Below are 16,133 nucleotides of genomic sequence, written 5' to 3' on the forward strand. Positions count from 1 at the left end.
GGCGAGGGTCCGCGCGCGGTTCATGGTCCGGCCTGGGATTGTTCGACCGCGGTCGCGGTTGCTCGGCCGGTGACAGTTCGGGCTGCGATCGGCAAGATGGCCATGTCGACGCGGCGCCGCACGGTCACGGTGATGGTGTCCCGCTGCACGGCGACGGTGCCGGTGTAGCCGTGTTGGGTGAGGTAGGTGTTGGCTTGGGCTGCAGCCGCGGTGGGTTCGAGGGTGTTGGTGCGGGGGTTGCGGGTTTGTGCTCCGGCGCGGGCCGCGGCGCGGGCGATGTCGTTGGCGTCGCGGCGTCCAGCGAGGATGCGGCCGCCGTCGAACGCGAGGCCGGCGGCCATGAGGAGCCCGACGATCGTGATAGCGACGAACCCGGTGATTTGGCCCCGCTCGGCGCGATTCGGCCGGGTCATGGCCCGCTGCGCCGGGTGTCGATCGGAACGGACGCCGAGGCGCGGACGGTGCGCGATCCGGGGATGCCGGCGACGGCGAGGTCGGCGAGTGACACGGTGCAGGCGAGGGTGACGGTGACGTCGCCGCCGTGGCCGAATCGGGCGGTGTCGACCGTGACGGCGGGCCCGCCGTGACATGACACGTGTTTGTCCGCCAACGTCGACACCGCGGCAGTCCGCGCATCTGCAGCACCGGCGGCGGGGGTTTGGCGTTGGGACGCGGCGCGGGCCGCGTCTGCCGCGGCAGACGCGACGTCGGCGTCGGTGCTGGAGATTCGTCCGGCGAGCACGACGAACGTCAACACCAGGATCAGCAGCGGGGTGAGCAGCACCATTTCGACGGTGGCGTCACCGCGGTCGCTGTGTTTCATCGTTGGCTCGGTGCCCGGAAGGCTTCGATGGGGCCGGCGGCGACGCCCCGCACGCGGGATTTGTGGATGCCGGGCACGAGCGACGGCGCGGTGCCGGTGACCACCACCTGCATTTGCCGACCGGTGACGGTGACCTCGGGCGGGTCGGCGTCGAGGGTGGTGTCGCCGGCGGCGAGCCGGCGGGCCGCGGTTGCGGCGGCGTTGGGGGTGGCGCCGTGTTGTTGGCCGGCGCGTAGGCCGTCTTGGGCGGCGGCGGTGGCGACTTGGCGGGCGTGGAACACCAGCGCGAACTGCACGAGCAGCGCGACCGCGACCATCAGCACCGCGGCGACGATGGTGGTGGTTAGCACCGATGTCCCCCGATCACTGCGTGCCGCGACCCGGATGCGGTGCACGAGTCTCCGGAGCGCGTGGTGGGTCATGGCCCGGTGGGGATGCTGTTGGCCTTGGCGGTGAACTTGTTGTAGAGGATGGCGCCGACCGCGATGGCCATGGCGCAGAACACCCCGACGAGGATCGTGGTGGAGGAGACCTCGCCGCGGTCGCCGCCGGCGACTTCGTCGAGCCGGTCGGCGAGCCGCGCCGCGACCATGTGGGCGGCGACTGCGATGCGGACTTGGGTTGCTAGCAGTGGGGTCATGACGTGGGCCTTTCGACTCGGGTGGGGCGGCTCCGGTTAGAGGGTGAGGACTCGGCTGAGAGCCGGATAGCCGACAAGCGCGACGAACCCGGCCATCAGCAAGACGGTGGGGATGGACATGCGTTCCGACGCGGTTTCGGCTTGGGTTTGGGCATCGGCGAGTTCGCGGTCGCGCATCGAACGGGCCTTCGCCCCAAGGGATTCGCGGACCAGGGCGCCGTCGTGTTCGACCAGCGCGAGCGATGCGGTGAGTTCTTCGAGGTCGGTGAGGGCGCGTTCGGTGCCGAACGCGGCAAGCGCCGCCCACGGCGACGTGTTCGCTCGCCGGGCCGCTTCCAAGCAGCGCCGCAAGGCGAGGAAGGTATCGGTGTCGCTGAGCTCGGCGACGCTGTGCAGGGCCTGGTTGGCGTGCGCGCCGCCGGCCATGGCGGCGGCGACGAGGTCGAGGTAGGCGGCGAGCGCGTGACGGAACTCGTCACGGCGCCGACGGGCGTCGCGACGAACCAGCACATCCGGGACTAGGTAGCCAGCTGCCCCCGCGCCGACCGCTACCGCGACGATCAAGGTTGGGGGCGGCGTCGCGCCGCCCACGAAGGCGAGGCCCGCGAGGAGCGCGACGGCGGCGAACGCCGCGGCGGCGGAGGCGAGCTTGTCGCTGGCGTGGCGGCCGCGGGAGCGGCCCAGCAACGCCAAGTCGCGCCACAGACCGGGGGTGTCGGTCCCGACAACGCCCGCGACGCGCAGCGCGGTCCGTGTCCATCCGTCGGCCGACCCACGGTGGGCGATGCGCTCCGTGGCGGGGCGGTTGAGTTCGGCGAGTACCACGGCGATCGGCCGCGGGCGTGGTCGGAGGCCGATGGCGATGAGCCACACCCCGGCACCGGCAAGGCCCCCAAGCAACGCGGCGGTGGTCATGGTTCGGACTCGAAGAGTCGCGGCCGCACCAGTGGCGTGGCGAGACGGCCGATGCTGGCGAGCCCGGCAGCGAACAAGACGCCGATGCCGGCCAACACGACCTGGCCGCCGGCGCTGCCGAAGGGGGCCAGGTAGGCGGGGTCGAACACGACGAGCGCGATGGCGTAGCCGACCGTGACCGCGACGATGAGCCGAATCGATGTGTAGGTGCGGGCCCGGCCGGCCTCGATGCGGCGTTGCATCGCCACGGTTGCCCGCGCTGAGGTCGCTGCAGCGGCGAGGACCTTGTCGAGGTCCCGGGCCTGGGCGCGTAGCGCCAACAGCAGCGACGCCACCACCACATCGGCGGTCGGCTCGGCGACCTCGGCGGCGAATCCGTTGATGGCGTCGGTGAGTTCGTAGCGCTGGGCGCGGCCGGCGAGCCGTTCGACTTCGGGTGCGATCGCCGCTGGTGCGGCGCGGGCGGACGCGACGATGGCGGTTTGGAGTCCTGCGCCACCGGCGATTGTGTCGCGCAGCATCTCGGCCCACGCGGCGACGGCTTCGGCTCGGACCAGTTCGTGCTCGCGACGCCCACGCAGGCCCACGAGCGACGGCGCCGTGAATCCCGTCGCGGCAAGCAACACCACAGCGACGGGCCACCCTGTCGCCACCGCTCCGACAAGCCCGCCGCCGAGCGCGAGCCCGGCACGCAACCCGAAGCGTTCGACCCGGCGACCGAGACGATCCAGCGTGTCCAAACCGCTGAGCGGTCTAGGCACGACGCCGGTGAGGCCGGCAGCCACCAGCAAGACGCCGGCGGCAGCGAGCGCCCCGAACCCGGCCCCGACGATCACGGTCATTGGTCCCACCAGCCCTCTGCCCGAGCCAGCACGTCGGGGTCCAGGCCGGCGTCGATGAGACGGTCCATAGTTGGTTGGGTGAACGGGTAGCCGGGCTGGGCCCGGCCGTCCGGTCCGGTGACGAACACCTCGTTGGAGTCGACGCGGGGTCCTTCGCAGCCGGTGATCTCCCGCACCGACGACACCACCCTTGCGGTGGCGAGCCGGTCGGGTTTGTGGATGTGGACGACCAGGTCGAGGGCGTTGGCGATCATGCGGGCGGCGAGGGTGTCAGAGAAGTTCGGGTTGGCGCGCTGCACGAACTCGATGGTTTTGGAGAACGCCGCGGCGGTCGAGTTCGCGTGCAACGTGCACATCGAGCCGTCGTTGCCCAACGACATCGAATCGAGCATCTCGAACGCCTCGCCGCCCCGTACCTCGCCGACCACGATCCGGTCCGGGCGGGCCCGGCGGGCCTGGCGTACCAGCTCGGCCATCGCGACGCTGCCGGCGCCTTCGGTGTTTGGGCGGCGGGCCTCGTAACCAACGACGTTGGTCCGGTGCCGCGACAGGTCCAGTTCGGCGTCGTCTTCGATCACCACGATCCGCTCCCGCGGATCGACATGCTCCGCGAGGGCGCGCACGAAGGTGGTTTTGCCGGCGTCGGTGCCGCCGCACACCAACACGTTCAACCGGGCATCCACCGCCGCGGCGAGGACGTCATGCAACGCGGTATCGATCGTTCCCATGCCGACCAGGTCCGCGAGCGACACCTTCAAGAAACGGTGCTTGCGGATCGTCACCGTGACCGGCGGCTCACACACCTCGCGGGCCGCGTGCAGCCGCGAACCGTCAGGGAGCCGCACATCAAGGAACGGTTCGCCGCGGTCGAAACGCCGTTCGGTGCGGCCCGCGTGCGCGGCGGTGCGGGCCAGGAACCCGACGAGTTCGTCGTTGGAACCAAACAAGGGTGCGACCTGCTCGACTTGGCCGTCGGCCAGGTAGACGAGGACGTCGTCGAAGCCGTTCATGACGACGTTCTCGATGTGCTCATCAGCCAACAGGCGCTCCAGCGGCCCCAGCCCATACAGCGACGCCAACACCTCGCCGCGCACCCAATCCTCATCCTCCACCGACAACCCCATATCGCCTGCGGTGACACGGCGTTGCGCGATGTCCCCCAAAGTGCTCGCGATCACATCGTTGGCGAACGCCTGCTCCAGGTCGCCGCGCAAGCCGTCGCCCACACGGTCGCGGTCCTCCAACGCCGCCAGTACCGCGGACCGAACCTCCCCCACCACCGACCCCGCGGCGTCGCGTTGCGTCGTCACTGCGTGACCCTCGATGACTCGGGATCTGCCGCTGGAGCCGTTGCGTCATCGGCGAGTGACCTGGCGAGTGCTGCGATGGATCGCCACCAGCGGCTGCGCCGCAACGCCCGCTCCCCCACACCGCCCACGCCCACCGAACCCGCGGCGACCGGGTCGTGCGCGACGCGGCCGGTGACCACCAAGTCGATGCCGGCGAACGCGGCGACCTCCTCGAGTGGCCAAGGCCCGTCACCGACAACCACCAACCCCGTGCCGACCCCGCGGTCGGTCAGTGTTGCTGCCGCTGCGGGCAGGTGTTGGATCTCCGCCAACATCGCGCCCGTGCACACCACGACACGGTCGGCGACTTCCGCTAACGGCCATGTCGGTGAAGTTGCTGACAGTCGGCCGAAGTCCAGCAACACGTCGACCTCTCGGGTCGTCTGCAATGCAGAGCTGAGCGGCTCCGCCAACGCGGTGACCGCTGCGGTCGCCGCTCCGCCCCCGGCCGGGGCGGGCAGGACCGTGGCGTGGCCGAGGAGCGGCTGTGCCCCCGTCTCCAGGTCGGCGACCGTCAGGCTGCGGCGCGCTGTCGCCGCGAGCGACACGACACCGGGCTCATACGGCAGCGAGAACCGCGCGGCGAGCGAACCGCCAGAAGGATCGGCCTCCACCAGCACCACGGGTCGAGGCCACGCCGCGGCGAGGCCCACCGTGGTGGTCGACACGCCCGGGGCGCCCTTGCACGACGCGAACGCCAACAAGCTCACGGCCCAGCACCCCCTCGTGGTGCGTCTGCCAACAACACCAGACGCATCTGTCCCGAACCCGCCAAGGTCGCGACTTGGGGCGCCGCGGACCGATCAACCAACAACGACACCGCAGTCCCAGGCGCGCCCTGCGCCGCGGTCGCGTTGCTCACCGACCACACCACTGCAACCACCGGCGACCCAGTCGACGCGGACTGAACCGGCGAACCATCCGCCGCGGCACTTGAGGGCGCGGCGACGACCTCGACGCGTTGGCCCGGCCGCAGGTCCGGCACCGGAACCGCGCCAGGGGCCAGCACAGCACCGACCACCGCTTGGTCTCCGCGCAGCGGAGTCGTCGCCCCGAACGCAGCATTGGTCAACAAGGAGCCAGCCGGTATCGCGGCCCGGGCGACCTGGCCTACAACTGCGTCGAGCCGCGACCCCGGCACCGTCGCGACCGCTGGGTCCGCGCCAACGTCCACCCGCGCGAGGTCCGCACGGCCGATTACCGCGCCAGCGGCGATGTCGCGTCGCGCCATCAAAACCGAAGAACGGTGACCCAACGACGACGACCACAACGCGAACCCGAACATCGCGCCCACCAACACGATCACACCCAACGCCACCACCGGTCTCCGCCGGACCGGGCGACCCGCCAACCCGCCGGACGCGACGGACCCATTCCCGCCACGCCGGGCGTTGTCGTCGCGGATCGCGCGGCGCGTTGCTTGCTTCACCGAGGTCATTGACAACCCCCCGTTTCAGACGCGCCGCACACGAGCGCTTGGGACTCCGAAACGGTCACCGGCACCCGTGCCGAGAGAACCCGGTCACCAAGATCGCCCGCTCCGCCGGTGTTGGACAGCCACGACAGATGCCACCGCATCGACACCGTCACCACGAACCTCCGGCTCGGTTCGTCGCCCGACCACCACCGATACGAATAGCCACAATCAGGCGAGGCCTCGTCGTAGCGGGCCGGCGGCGAGCCCGGCCACACCGACCCCGCCGTACGGCACACCACCACCGACGACCCCTCGTCACCGACCTGGCCGTGGGCCGCATTCGCCGCGGCGTCGCCCATATCCCATGACGACGAGACCGCCACCGCGTACACCGTCGCGGCCGTGCCGCCTTGGGACACCGACGCAGACTGGGTTTGCCAGGCGTTGGCATCGACCCACAACCACACCGGGAACTGCACAAGCTCCGCGTCCGGCGACGGAGACAGATGTGGCACCGGCATCAGCAACGGCAACTGCTGCGCCAGCCCCGCCGCCAAGGCCGCCGGATCCACTGGCGGCGCCGACGCAGGAACTGGCGCCGGGTCCGACGCCGGTGCCGGCATCCAGCAGAGCCCGAACCCAATCTTCGGTGGTGTGGGGTCTCCGAGGCCGCCGTAGCCAAGGCACACCGCGACCGATGGCACCTGCTCGCTGATCGCCCCAGCGACCTGCGGCGCGCACAACAGCCCGACACTCAGGGCGACCGCCACAGTCCTTAGTGCTGCAAGGCGCATCCCGAGATCCCTTGCGTTGTCGGCCCCGCGCTGATCTGCGTCAGGCGCCACCCATCGGTTGTGTCGGCCCTCTCCAGCGAAACGCTGGTCTCGGCAGTGAAGGTGTTGTCCCCGAGGACTTGCCCTGTCGTCGTGTTGACCAACAGGGCGTCGTTAACTTCGCAGGCCGTCGCGGTGGCGGACATCCCCTCAACCTTGACGTCGTACACGGCAAGGCGGTGCTGCGAGTTCGGCTTGGGCCGCACTGCGGCGTGCTGCGCCGCGTACTGCTGGAGTCTCGCCGCGACCGTCGGCAGGTAGCTGGGGGCGACGATGCCGGAGAGATCGGGCGGCGTGGCGGGGTTCGCCAGTGCTGCCTCATAGGTGGCCGCCCACGTCTGGACGAGTGCCGTGACCGCAGCGACGTCCAGTTTGGTCGAGGTCGTCGACGGCGTTCCCGCCGAGGTCGTGCTGGTGCCACGCGGCGCTGACGGCGCCGGATCGCTGCCGGCGCGGCTCCGGTGCCCTCCGCCGCATCCGCCGAGCGCCACGGCCAGGGCCACTACGAATGCGACCGCGGGTAGTGCTCGCTGGTGCCGTTTGGGTCGTCGCGGCTTGCCCATGTGGTCCTCCCTCGACGCTCGTCGCGTCGGCCACGGGGGTGGCCGCGCGTGATGCGAGGTCGAGCTGAGGACCCGCTTGGGTGGGTCGCTCGACGAGACCCTCACCCCGAGGAGCGGTGGCTCGCCGTCGGGGACCGTCGCGGTCCCGCCTGGCGGCGGGTCACCTGCTCGAGGCGCTGTCCGTGGTCCGTCACCCGGTGGGAGGTTCGGGACCGTTGCCCTGCGGCGAAGGTAACGCGCGATCGCGTCGAAGGCGAGCGATCGCACCGCGCCATCTCCGCCAAGCGTGGTGACGGGTTATCCCCGGGGCGATCCCCACCGCAGGTCACGGGCCCCATCGGGGTCTGAGTAGCTGCCCGCTACGTCGGGCCACCGCAGACGACCACGCACATGGACTCGGACTGGGGGGGACGGGGTGGGGAACGTGGCGGGGAACGGCGTTGTCGATGGTGACTGCTCCAGCCCGTGCACAGGAGGCACCACCGTCATGAACGTCTTGGATCGTCTGGATCTCGACTGGCCCCGCGCCGCAACCTCACCGCCATCGCGACGGGCCTGGCTCTCCTGGACTCGAGCGGTCCCGCAGCTTGTGGAAGCCGCGTCGGTCGCCGAGGCGCCGCAGTGGCTCCTTGACGCACCCCACGATGCCGCCGACCGGGTCGCGGCGACGTTGCTGTACGACGGCGGCGACCCAGCGATCCGGTTCCTGCTACAAGCATTGCAACCCGCGTTGCGTCGCCTCGCCCGCGACCTGCGCGCCGCGGGCATCGATGGGGACGACGCGGCCAGTGTCGCGGTGACGGTGACGCTGGAGCACCTCCGGCGAGGCCGCCCGGCCCACTTCGCGGTGTGCGCCGTGTTGGTGCGCGGCATCCGCCGCGACGCTTGGCGTGCCGCCGGCAAACTCCGCGAGCCAGCGACACAGCTCGACCAGGAACACGCCGCGAGGCTCCCCGCAGACCCTACGTGTTGCGCGACCAGCGAGGTTCTCGATCTGCTGACCCACGCGACCCGGTCCGGAATCGTCACCACCGGCGACGCGAAGTTGGTCGGCGAGTTGGCGTTCACATCCCGGATCGGTGACGCCGCGGCGCGGCGGCGGTGCAACGAACGAACCATCCGCCGGCGCCGAGACCGCACCTACGCCGCCCTGCGCGCCATGGAGACGGCGTCATGACTTGTGTCGTCGCGTTCACCCTGTGGCCGACACCCGAAGGACTCGCACCCACTGACGAGGCGTGTGAGCAGTACTGGTTGCCGCGGCTCGGCCCCGCGACCTGGCTGTTGTGGCGACTCCTCGTCGACGAACTCGACGACACCGGCGACCCGATGCCGGTGGATCTCGTCGCAGCAGCCCGATCGCTCGGTATCGCGGGCAACGGCGGGACGTCGCGGATCGGGCGGTGCATCTGTCGCCTCGAGCGCTTCGGATTCCTGACGGCAAACGAGACGGGCTGGAAGGTCCGCACCACCATGCGCACCCCCGCGGCAAACCCGGCGGCCCGGCACTGAGTCGCGTCAGGTCGGTTGGGGCGCCTCGGGCTGGTGGGTGGGGTGCCACACCCAAGACGAACCGGGCGTCAAGGGCGGTCCGTTCCTCGCTGCGCTGCGGTACTCCCGTCACTCGTGACACCTGCGGTGCCCTTGACACCCGACTTGGGTGCGGCGGTTGCGGCGCACATCGAGGCGAAGGCGGCGAAATCGCCGCCCTGGCGGGCGACCGCCGCTCCGCCCCGGATGCTGCAGGAGGCACCCCAATGCACGTCGACTACCCGTCACCGCTCAACATCACGCCATGGCCCGCGGAGGTCGGAGTCCGTTGTTTCGATGCCCGGCACCCCTACGTCGCGCATTGCTGGGCATGGACACTCGGGCCCAGCTCGATCGCCGCGCTGAGCCTGTTCGCGGAACTCCTCAACAACGCCCGGTCCGTCACCGTCGACCTCGATCAGTTCGCGGACGCGTTGGGGATCAGTTACGGGGGCGGCGCCCATTCGACGCTGTGCCGGACCTTGCAACGCCTGGAGCGTTTCGGGATGGCGATCGCGCTGCCCGACGACACCTACGCGGTCCGCACTGCGATTCCGTCCCTGTCGGCCCGTCAACTCCACCGAGCCCCCGCACTGGTCGTCGCCCTCCACCGCCGCCACACCACCGCCGAACGGCAGGCGACGGCATGAACGCGACACCCGCGCCACTGCTGCGCGCCGCCATCGAGTACGCGGAACAAGGATGGCGAGTGTTGCCGTTGCGGCCCCGGGGCAAGGTGCCCGCCACCCGCCACGGTGTGCATGACGCCACCACCAACACCGACCAGATCCGCGCATGGTGGGCACAACGGCCCGACGCCAACATCGGCCTCGCGAGCGGTTACGGCTTCGACGTGTTGGACATCGACGGACCCGCCGGGATCGACTCCCTCATCCACCTCGCGAAGGGTCGCCCCCTACCGGAGGGACCGGCCGTCACCACCGGGCGAGGTCAGCACCGCTACTTCGCCCCAACCGGCACCGGGAACCGTGTCGCGATCCGGCCCGGGCTCGACTGGCGCGGCCGCGGCGGCTACGTCGTCGCCCCACCATCGATCCACCCCACCGGCGCCACCTACACCTGGACAACACCCACAGGACCCGCGCAGGCCCTGCCGGAGGTTCCCCGCTGGGTTCCCCGCAACGTTCCCCACCCCAGGTCAACACGCCAAAACGGCTCACGACCAGTGCCCTGCTCGACGACGCCATACGGCCGAACCGCGCTCACCAGCGAAACCACCCACATCGCACACACCCGGCCTGGGACACGGAACGACACCTTGGTGCGGGCCGCGTTTCGGATCGGCCAACTCATCGCCGCCGGCCACGTCGACCCCACCACCGCCACCCTCGAACTCCGAGCAGCCGCAACAGCCAGCGGGCTCGGCGAACGCGAAGCCAACGCCACCATCGCGTCCGGGCTACGCGGCGGCTACCAACACCCCCGCACCCGAGCCCTGCAGCGGCACTGAAACCAGCCCGACCGCGGCCCGGCCACCGCCTCCGTCCGCCCCAAACTCGCCACGCCGGTGCGCCGGTCCCCGGCTAGACACCGCCCGATGCAATTGGGTGACGTGCTGCGGGTGCTCGGCGCCTTGCGCGGCGCCGGTCTCGCCGTGTGGCTCGACGGTGGCTACGGCGTCGACGCGCTACTCGGCACCCAGACCCGCGACCACAGCGACCTCGACATCGTCATCGAGCTCGCCCACGTCAACGACGTACGCGACGCCCTCAACCGACTGGGTTTCAGCCTGGCCGAGGACTACCTCCCGACCCGTGCCGTGCTACGCGCCGCTGACGGCCGCTCGATTGACCTGCACCCCGTCACCTTCGACGAACACGGCACCGGCTGGCAGCACGCCGCCTCACCCCACGGCACCGACTGCCCCTACCCCGCCGAGGGATTCGGCGAAGGCCGCGTCACCGGCGACGCGGTTCCCTGCCTGACCGCCACGCTGCAGGTCGCCCACCACAGCGGCTACCCGCCCGCGACGTCGACCGCCAAGACATGGCCGCGCTCGCCGCCGCCGCCGGCGTCGAGCTGCCCGAGGAGTACGCCACGACCTGAACACCCGGGCCCCGCTGCGGCCCCATCGCACCCCGTCGCCCGGCGACTCTCCGCCGCGTGCGGCGTCGCTCGGGTCCGCGAAAGGCGAAGGCAGACGAACGACCCAGAACCAGGATCGAACGACAACCAAGCCAACGACGAGCAGACAAGACCAGTACCGACGACGATGAAGAAAAGTTGGAAGGAAGGCGCACACACTGGCACGCGGTGCGGCTACCGTCGCTCGTAGTTCCTGTCGCCCAGTCGAACGCCCACGATGGTTGGGAAGTACGGCTGCCACAGCCGGGAGGGTGGCGACAGCTCCAAGCATGAGCTCATGCGAGGTGCTGTCGTGTTGTCGATCGGGAAACTCCGCCGCGCCGACTACTACCTCGGGCGAGTCGCCAAAGATGTCGAGGACTACTACCTAGGCTCGGGCGAAGCCCCCGGCCGGTGGCGAGGCAACGGCACCGCCGCCCTGGACGTGTCAGGCCCCGTCGACGACAAGGCGTTCATGGCGGTGTTCGCCGGCACGCACCCCTCAGACGGCACCCGCCTGGTCCGAGCCGGCACCCCGGCCCAGCCTCGCCTCCCCGGTTTGGACTTGACGTTCTCGGCGCCGAAGTCGGTGTCGGTCCTGTACGCGCTCGGCGACCGCGAAGTCGCTGGCCAGGTCGTCGAGGCCCACGAAGCCGCGGTCGATGCCGCACTGGGCTACCTGGAACGCAACGCCACCTTCACCCGACGCCGTATCGACGGATCAATCCAGCAGCTGCCGACCGACGGTTTGATCGTGGCGGGTTTCCGGCACCGGACAAGTCGCGCTGGTGACCCGGCGCTGCACACCCATTGTTTGGTAGCGAACATGGTCCAAGCCCTCGACGGACGATGGGGGGCGCTGGACAGCCGTGCGATCTTTCGTAACTCGCGCACCAGCGGGTTCATGTACCAGGCAAAGCTGCGCGCGGAGTTGACCCGACGGTTGGGCGTGGCGTGGCGTCCGGTTCGTAACGGCTACGCCGACATCGATGGCATCCCCCGGCCGGTGCTGCGGGCCTTCAGTCGTCGACGCGAACAAATCGAAGCACTCCTCGACCAACGCGGGCAGTCCTCGGCACGCGCCGCGCAAGCCGCGACCCTCCAAACCCGCCAAACCAAGGACAGCGACGCCAACCAGATAGCGCTGCGTGAACGGTGGGCCGAGCAAGCCGCCACTATGGGATTCACCGCCGACGACGTGAACCAAGTCCTCGGACGCCACCAACCGGCCGCCCTCGACCGAGGGGCCCGTCATGACCTGTTGGATGCGCTCGCCGGGCCCGACGGCCTGACGCACCGACAGTCGAGCTTCTCGCGCCAAGACGTCGTCCGCGCCCTCGCCCAAGACCTCCCCGCAAGCAGCGACACAGGCGACGCCGAGGCGGCGGCCGATGAGTTCCTCGCCAGCGAACGTGTGGTCCGCACGGTCACCGCCGGGAGCCTCGGCGCGCGCATTGGTCGCTCCGACGGCACCCCAGTGGCGATGGAAGAAGATCTCCGCCGTTGGTCCACACCCGAGATGCTGCGCATCGAAGCCGAACTCCTCGACAGTGCCACCCACCGCAAACACGCCAGCGCCGCGGTCGCGCCGCCCTCAGCGATCGCCGCCGCGCTCGCGGCCCGGCCCACCCTCAAAACCGAACAAGCCGCCATGGTCACCGCTGTGTGCTCGAGCGGTGATGGGATCCAAGTTGTCGTTGGGGCGGCGGGGACCGGCAAGACGTTCGCGCTCGACGCCGCCCGAGATGCCTGGCAACGCAGCGGCCACCACGTCGTCGGCTGCGCGCTCGCGGCACGCGCCGCACGGCAACTCGAAACCGGCTCCGGCATCGAGTCCACGACCGTCGCCCGGCTGGTCATCGACCTCAACGCGCCCCATCACCAGGTGCTGTCGACGCGAACCGTGCTGGTTATTGACGAGGCCGCGATGGTCGACTCCCGCACGCTGCACGCCCTGTTCGAACACGCCCAACGCGGCGGCGCCAAGGTGCTGCTGGTCGGGGACCATCACCAACTCCCCGAAATCGGCGCCGGCGGTGCCTTCGCCAGCCTGCAGGCGCGACTCGGCGCCGTCACCCTCAACCGCAACAGCCGCCAAAGCGAGCCCTGGGAACGCGGCGCGCTTGCTGAGCTGCGCCACGGCGCCGTAGCGAGCGCCATCAGAGCCTACCGACGCCACGGCCGCGTCACGCTCTGCGATACCGCAACCGACGCGCTCGCCACGATGGCACAGGACTGGTGGACCGCCACCCAAACCAGACAGGACGTCCTCATGATCGCAACCCGCAACGTTGACGTCAGCGACCTCAATGCGGCGGCCCGCGCCCACCTCCGCGCGCAGGGGACCCTGCACGGACCCGACCTCGACGTGCACGGACGCGGCTACGCCGCAGGCGACCGAGTGCTATTCACCCGAGCCGACAAACACCTCGGCGTCATCAACGGCGACCTCGCCACCGTCACCTCAGTCAACCCAGCCACGGCCACCATCGCGGTGCAGACCGACACCGGGCAAAACCTCGACGTGCCGTCTCGGTACCTGCGACGCCATCACCTCACCCACGCCTACGCCACCACCGTCCACAAAGCCCAAGGCACCACCGTCGACCGGCTGCTCGTCTACGGCGACGACCGCCTCTACCGACAAGCCAGCTACGTCGCCCTCTCCCGCGGCCGACACCACAACCAGCTCTATGCCGTCACCGCCGAACCCGACCCCGAACAACACCACCACGGCATCCAAACGGCTACTCCCGACGCACAGCTCCTCGACTCGCTGCAACGCAGCGCCGCTAAGGCCCTCGCCACCGACGAAGCCGAGACGGACAACGAGCTGTGGGGCCAAGACCTCGTCCGGTTGTGGTGCGAATACGACCAGCTCGCACGCGACGTCAAGGCCCGACGGCCACACGCGCCCGGCGACGAAGAGGTCACCGATGCCCGACGCCGACAAGCGCGGATCGCCAAACAACAGACCGACCTGGCCGTACGCCAAGCTCGCACCGCGCAGCGTCTCGCCGCCGCCCGTCGCCCTCAGCGAGAGCGAAAGCGGAAATGCAATGGCGCAGAACTCGAGCAGCGGCGCGGAACCGAACGACACGAGCTACTGGCCGAGCAGCGAGCGGCCGTAGACGCGAGGCTCGCCGCACTCCGGCTCCAGCAAAGGCGACGCACCCGGTGGGAAGAAGAACACGCGGAAGACCTAACACGACTCACCCGACTCCGCGCGGCCATCGACGGACTAGAGCGATTGGCAGGCCGCGTGGCCGAACTTGGCGCACCGCCCCAACTCACCGCACAGATCGGCGCGCCACCCGACGAGCTAGACGCACGGCAACGCTGGCGGCGCGCCGCGGGAGCAATCGTCAGCTACCAGGCGCGCTGGGGCGGACCTCGCGAGTCCCTCGGCGCGGAGCCGGAACGGCGAGCACATCTGCTACATGTCGAGGACCTGATCGGTCACGCCCGTGCTGCATTCCCGTCGAACATCCCGAGCCCCGAGGCGGCAGATCACGCTCCGCCCGGCTGGCCACACCAGCCGGCGACGCACCAACTCGAACCGACGATCTGAGAGGCATGACATCGAGGGAGCACACCCCGCTGGGTGTGCTCGGCGAGGGGTGCACCGACCACTGCAACCGCTACGAAGACCTCACCACTGACCACGACATAGTCGTCAGCTTCACCGTGTACTTCGCCACCGGCACCACCAAGACCCATGCGTTGAAGCCGGACGAAAGCGACCTCCCGAGACCACGTAGTGCAACGTGTCCAAGTTCAGCTGCGGCAGCGGGCCAACACCGGACTGCTGGGCCGCCCTCTACAAGAGCAGCAAGCTCGCGGCAGCACGGCATCGGCAGAAGTGCACCGGGTCTGCTGCACGAGCTGGTAACAGGCTTGACCTGAAGCCCAAGAGATGGGTCAGGTCAGGTAGTCACGTCTCAGTGCAGCAGACCCGGCCTCGAGCTCGACGACAGCACAGTCGCGGACCCCGCCTCCCTTAGCCGCGGTGTTACAATGAAACCACTTCGTTTCATAATGCTTTTGAGGAGGCCAGAGTGACGCACCTGCGCCCGACCACCGCGAACTCGTCAGCATCGACGCGACCCGCCGGACGGCTCTCATGAGCACCGATCTCGGTAAGATGCTCGGGCGGATCAAGGACCGCCAATGGGCTCTGGCGGACATCGACTGGGCCGCGCCCGGCGCAGACCGGATCCGACCGGACCAGCGCGACGGGCTGCAGTCGTTCATGTCAGATGTGACCTGGATCGAGCAGGTGGGATCGAGGGCTTTCGCCGCACTGGCCCGCAGCGCCACCGATCCCGTACTGGCCGACATCTATCGCTACTTCCAGGCCGAGGAGCAGCGACACGCCAACGCTGAACTCGCGCTGATGCGCCGGTGGGGCATGGTCGAAACCGGCGGGGTACCGACTCCCAACCCCAGCATCCGCCTCGCGATGAAGTGGCTCGATCGCTTCGCCGATGGACTGCCGCTGGCCGTGCTCGCGACGGCGATCCCGATGCTGGAGGTGGCACTCGACGGCGCACTTCTCAAGTTCCTCGTTGACGAGGTGGACGACCCGCTTTGCGGTCAGGTCTTCGACAAGATCAACAACGACGAGTCGCGCCACCTCGCGGTCGGCTACCACGTGCTGGAGGTGCTCGGGCGCCAGCCGCGACTGCAACAGTTCCTCGATCTCGGCAAAACGATCTTTTCTCCGGCGGCGTTGGCCGTACTCCCCGCCGGCCTTCCCTTGATGTCGAAGGCACGCGACAGCGTCATCGCGATGGGCCTCGACGAGCGTCAGCTCTACGACGCGCTGGCGCGGTTCGACCTCGTCGGTGTGCGCACGCCGGTCGTACGGCGGAACCCGGCATATCTCGGGCTGAAGGAGTACGGGAAGATGGTGGCCGATCGATCTCATCCCTACCATCGGCTCGGCGACGCGCTGGTGTGGCTCACCGACCGCATCCCGCAGGCAGCGCTGCCCCAACCCCCGTCCTGGATTAGCGGGCTCACCGCTGAACCGGCCGTCGGATGACATTGACGTTGAGGCACATCGATGCCTTCCAAGGACTCGTCCTCGACTCCGACACGTTCGACGACGAGCTCGTCGTCGTCGGTAGTCGC

The 16,133-nt window shown here is 69.7% G+C and carries 17 protein-coding genes; 7 read left to right on the top strand and 10 right to left on the bottom strand.

What is annotated here, in order from left to right; genetic code table 11:
• Window positions 1–20 precede the first annotated feature (20 nt).
• The 10 genes from VHA73_05380 to VHA73_05425 all read right to left on the bottom strand — a co-directional run bounded on the left by VHA73_05380 (window position 21) and on the right by VHA73_05425 (window position 7,382).
• Window positions 21–413, bottom strand: a complete 393-nt coding sequence (locus tag VHA73_05380; GenBank protein ID HVX17446.1) for a pilus assembly protein TadG-related protein — start codon at window positions 411–413, stop codon at window positions 21–23.
• Window positions 410–823 (bottom strand): TadE/TadG family type IV pilus assembly protein, encoded by a 414-nt coding sequence (locus tag VHA73_05385; GenBank protein ID HVX17447.1) that lies wholly within the window; start codon window positions 821–823, stop codon window positions 410–412. The genes VHA73_05380 and VHA73_05385 overlap by 4 nt, the downstream gene beginning before the upstream one ends.
• Window positions 820–1,173 (bottom strand): TadE/TadG family type IV pilus assembly protein, encoded by a 354-nt coding sequence (locus tag VHA73_05390; protein HVX17448.1) that lies wholly within the window; start codon window positions 1,171–1,173, stop codon window positions 820–822. The genes VHA73_05385 and VHA73_05390 overlap by 4 nt, the downstream gene beginning before the upstream one ends.
• Before the next feature lie 68 nt (window positions 1,174–1,241).
• On the bottom strand, window positions 1,242–1,463 hold the full coding sequence (locus VHA73_05395; GenBank protein ID HVX17449.1) for a hypothetical protein: 222 nt from the start codon (window positions 1,461–1,463) through the stop codon (window positions 1,242–1,244).
• Between the two features lie 36 nt (window positions 1,464–1,499).
• The gene (locus VHA73_05400; GenBank protein ID HVX17450.1) at window positions 1,500–2,156 is read right to left on the bottom strand and encodes a type II secretion system F family protein; all 657 of its coding nucleotides are present in this window, start codon (window positions 2,154–2,156) and stop codon (window positions 1,500–1,502) included.
• A gap of 218 nt (window positions 2,157–2,374) precedes the next feature.
• The gene (locus VHA73_05405) at window positions 2,375–3,220 is read right to left on the bottom strand and encodes a hypothetical protein (protein ID HVX17451.1); all 846 of its coding nucleotides are present in this window, start codon (window positions 3,218–3,220) and stop codon (window positions 2,375–2,377) included.
• The gene (locus tag VHA73_05410; GenBank protein HVX17452.1) at window positions 3,217–4,530 is read right to left on the bottom strand and encodes an ATPase, T2SS/T4P/T4SS family; all 1,314 of its coding nucleotides are present in this window, start codon (window positions 4,528–4,530) and stop codon (window positions 3,217–3,219) included. Before VHA73_05410 ends, VHA73_05405 begins: the two co-directional genes overlap by 4 nt.
• The gene (locus VHA73_05415) at window positions 4,527–5,279 is read right to left on the bottom strand and encodes a hypothetical protein (GenBank protein ID HVX17453.1); all 753 of its coding nucleotides are present in this window, start codon (window positions 5,277–5,279) and stop codon (window positions 4,527–4,529) included. The genes VHA73_05410 and VHA73_05415 overlap by 4 nt, the downstream gene beginning before the upstream one ends.
• A gap of 724 nt (window positions 5,280–6,003) precedes the next feature.
• Window positions 6,004–6,609 (bottom strand): hypothetical protein, encoded by a 606-nt coding sequence (locus VHA73_05420; GenBank protein HVX17454.1) that lies wholly within the window; start codon window positions 6,607–6,609, stop codon window positions 6,004–6,006.
• A gap of 152 nt (window positions 6,610–6,761) precedes the next feature.
• Window positions 6,762–7,382 (bottom strand): hypothetical protein, encoded by a 621-nt coding sequence (locus VHA73_05425; protein ID HVX17455.1) that lies wholly within the window; start codon window positions 7,380–7,382, stop codon window positions 6,762–6,764.
• 589 nt (window positions 7,383–7,971) lie between these two features.
• Here VHA73_05425 and VHA73_05430 point away from each other — a divergent pair.
• The 7 genes from VHA73_05430 (at window position 7,972) to VHA73_05460 (ending at window position 16,044) form a co-directional block, all read left to right on the top strand.
• A complete protein-coding gene (locus VHA73_05430; GenBank protein HVX17456.1) occupies window positions 7,972–8,559 on the top strand; it encodes a hypothetical protein in 588 nt (195 codons plus the stop codon).
• A complete protein-coding gene (locus tag VHA73_05435) occupies window positions 8,556–8,894 on the top strand; it encodes a hypothetical protein (protein HVX17457.1) in 339 nt (112 codons plus the stop codon). The genes VHA73_05430 and VHA73_05435 overlap by 4 nt, the downstream gene beginning before the upstream one ends.
• Window positions 8,895–9,139: 245 nt before the next feature.
• The gene (locus VHA73_05440; GenBank protein HVX17458.1) at window positions 9,140–9,562 is read left to right on the top strand and encodes a hypothetical protein; all 423 of its coding nucleotides are present in this window, start codon (window positions 9,140–9,142) and stop codon (window positions 9,560–9,562) included.
• Window positions 9,559–10,383 (top strand): bifunctional DNA primase/polymerase, encoded by an 825-nt coding sequence (locus VHA73_05445; protein HVX17459.1) that lies wholly within the window; start codon window positions 9,559–9,561, stop codon window positions 10,381–10,383. Before VHA73_05440 ends, VHA73_05445 begins: the two co-directional genes overlap by 4 nt.
• Window positions 10,384–10,470: 87 nt before the next feature.
• Window positions 10,471–11,208 carry a hypothetical protein gene (locus tag VHA73_05450; protein ID HVX17460.1) on the top strand — a complete coding sequence of 246 codons (738 nt, stop codon included), beginning with the start codon at window positions 10,471–10,473 and terminating at the stop codon, window positions 11,206–11,208.
• 87 nt (window positions 11,209–11,295) lie between these two features.
• The gene (mobF, locus tag VHA73_05455) at window positions 11,296–14,568 is read left to right on the top strand and encodes a MobF family relaxase (protein HVX17461.1); all 3,273 of its coding nucleotides are present in this window, start codon (window positions 11,296–11,298) and stop codon (window positions 14,566–14,568) included.
• Between the two features lie 552 nt (window positions 14,569–15,120).
• Entirely contained in the window at window positions 15,121–16,044 is a 924-nt protein-coding gene (locus tag VHA73_05460; GenBank protein ID HVX17462.1) for a ferritin-like domain-containing protein, read from the top strand.
• The last annotated feature ends 89 nt before the right edge of the window (window positions 16,045–16,133 follow it).

This window comes from Acidimicrobiales bacterium (genome assembly GCA_035547835.1).
GTDB lineage: Bacteria > Actinomycetota > Acidimicrobiia > Acidimicrobiales > Iamiaceae > DASZTW01.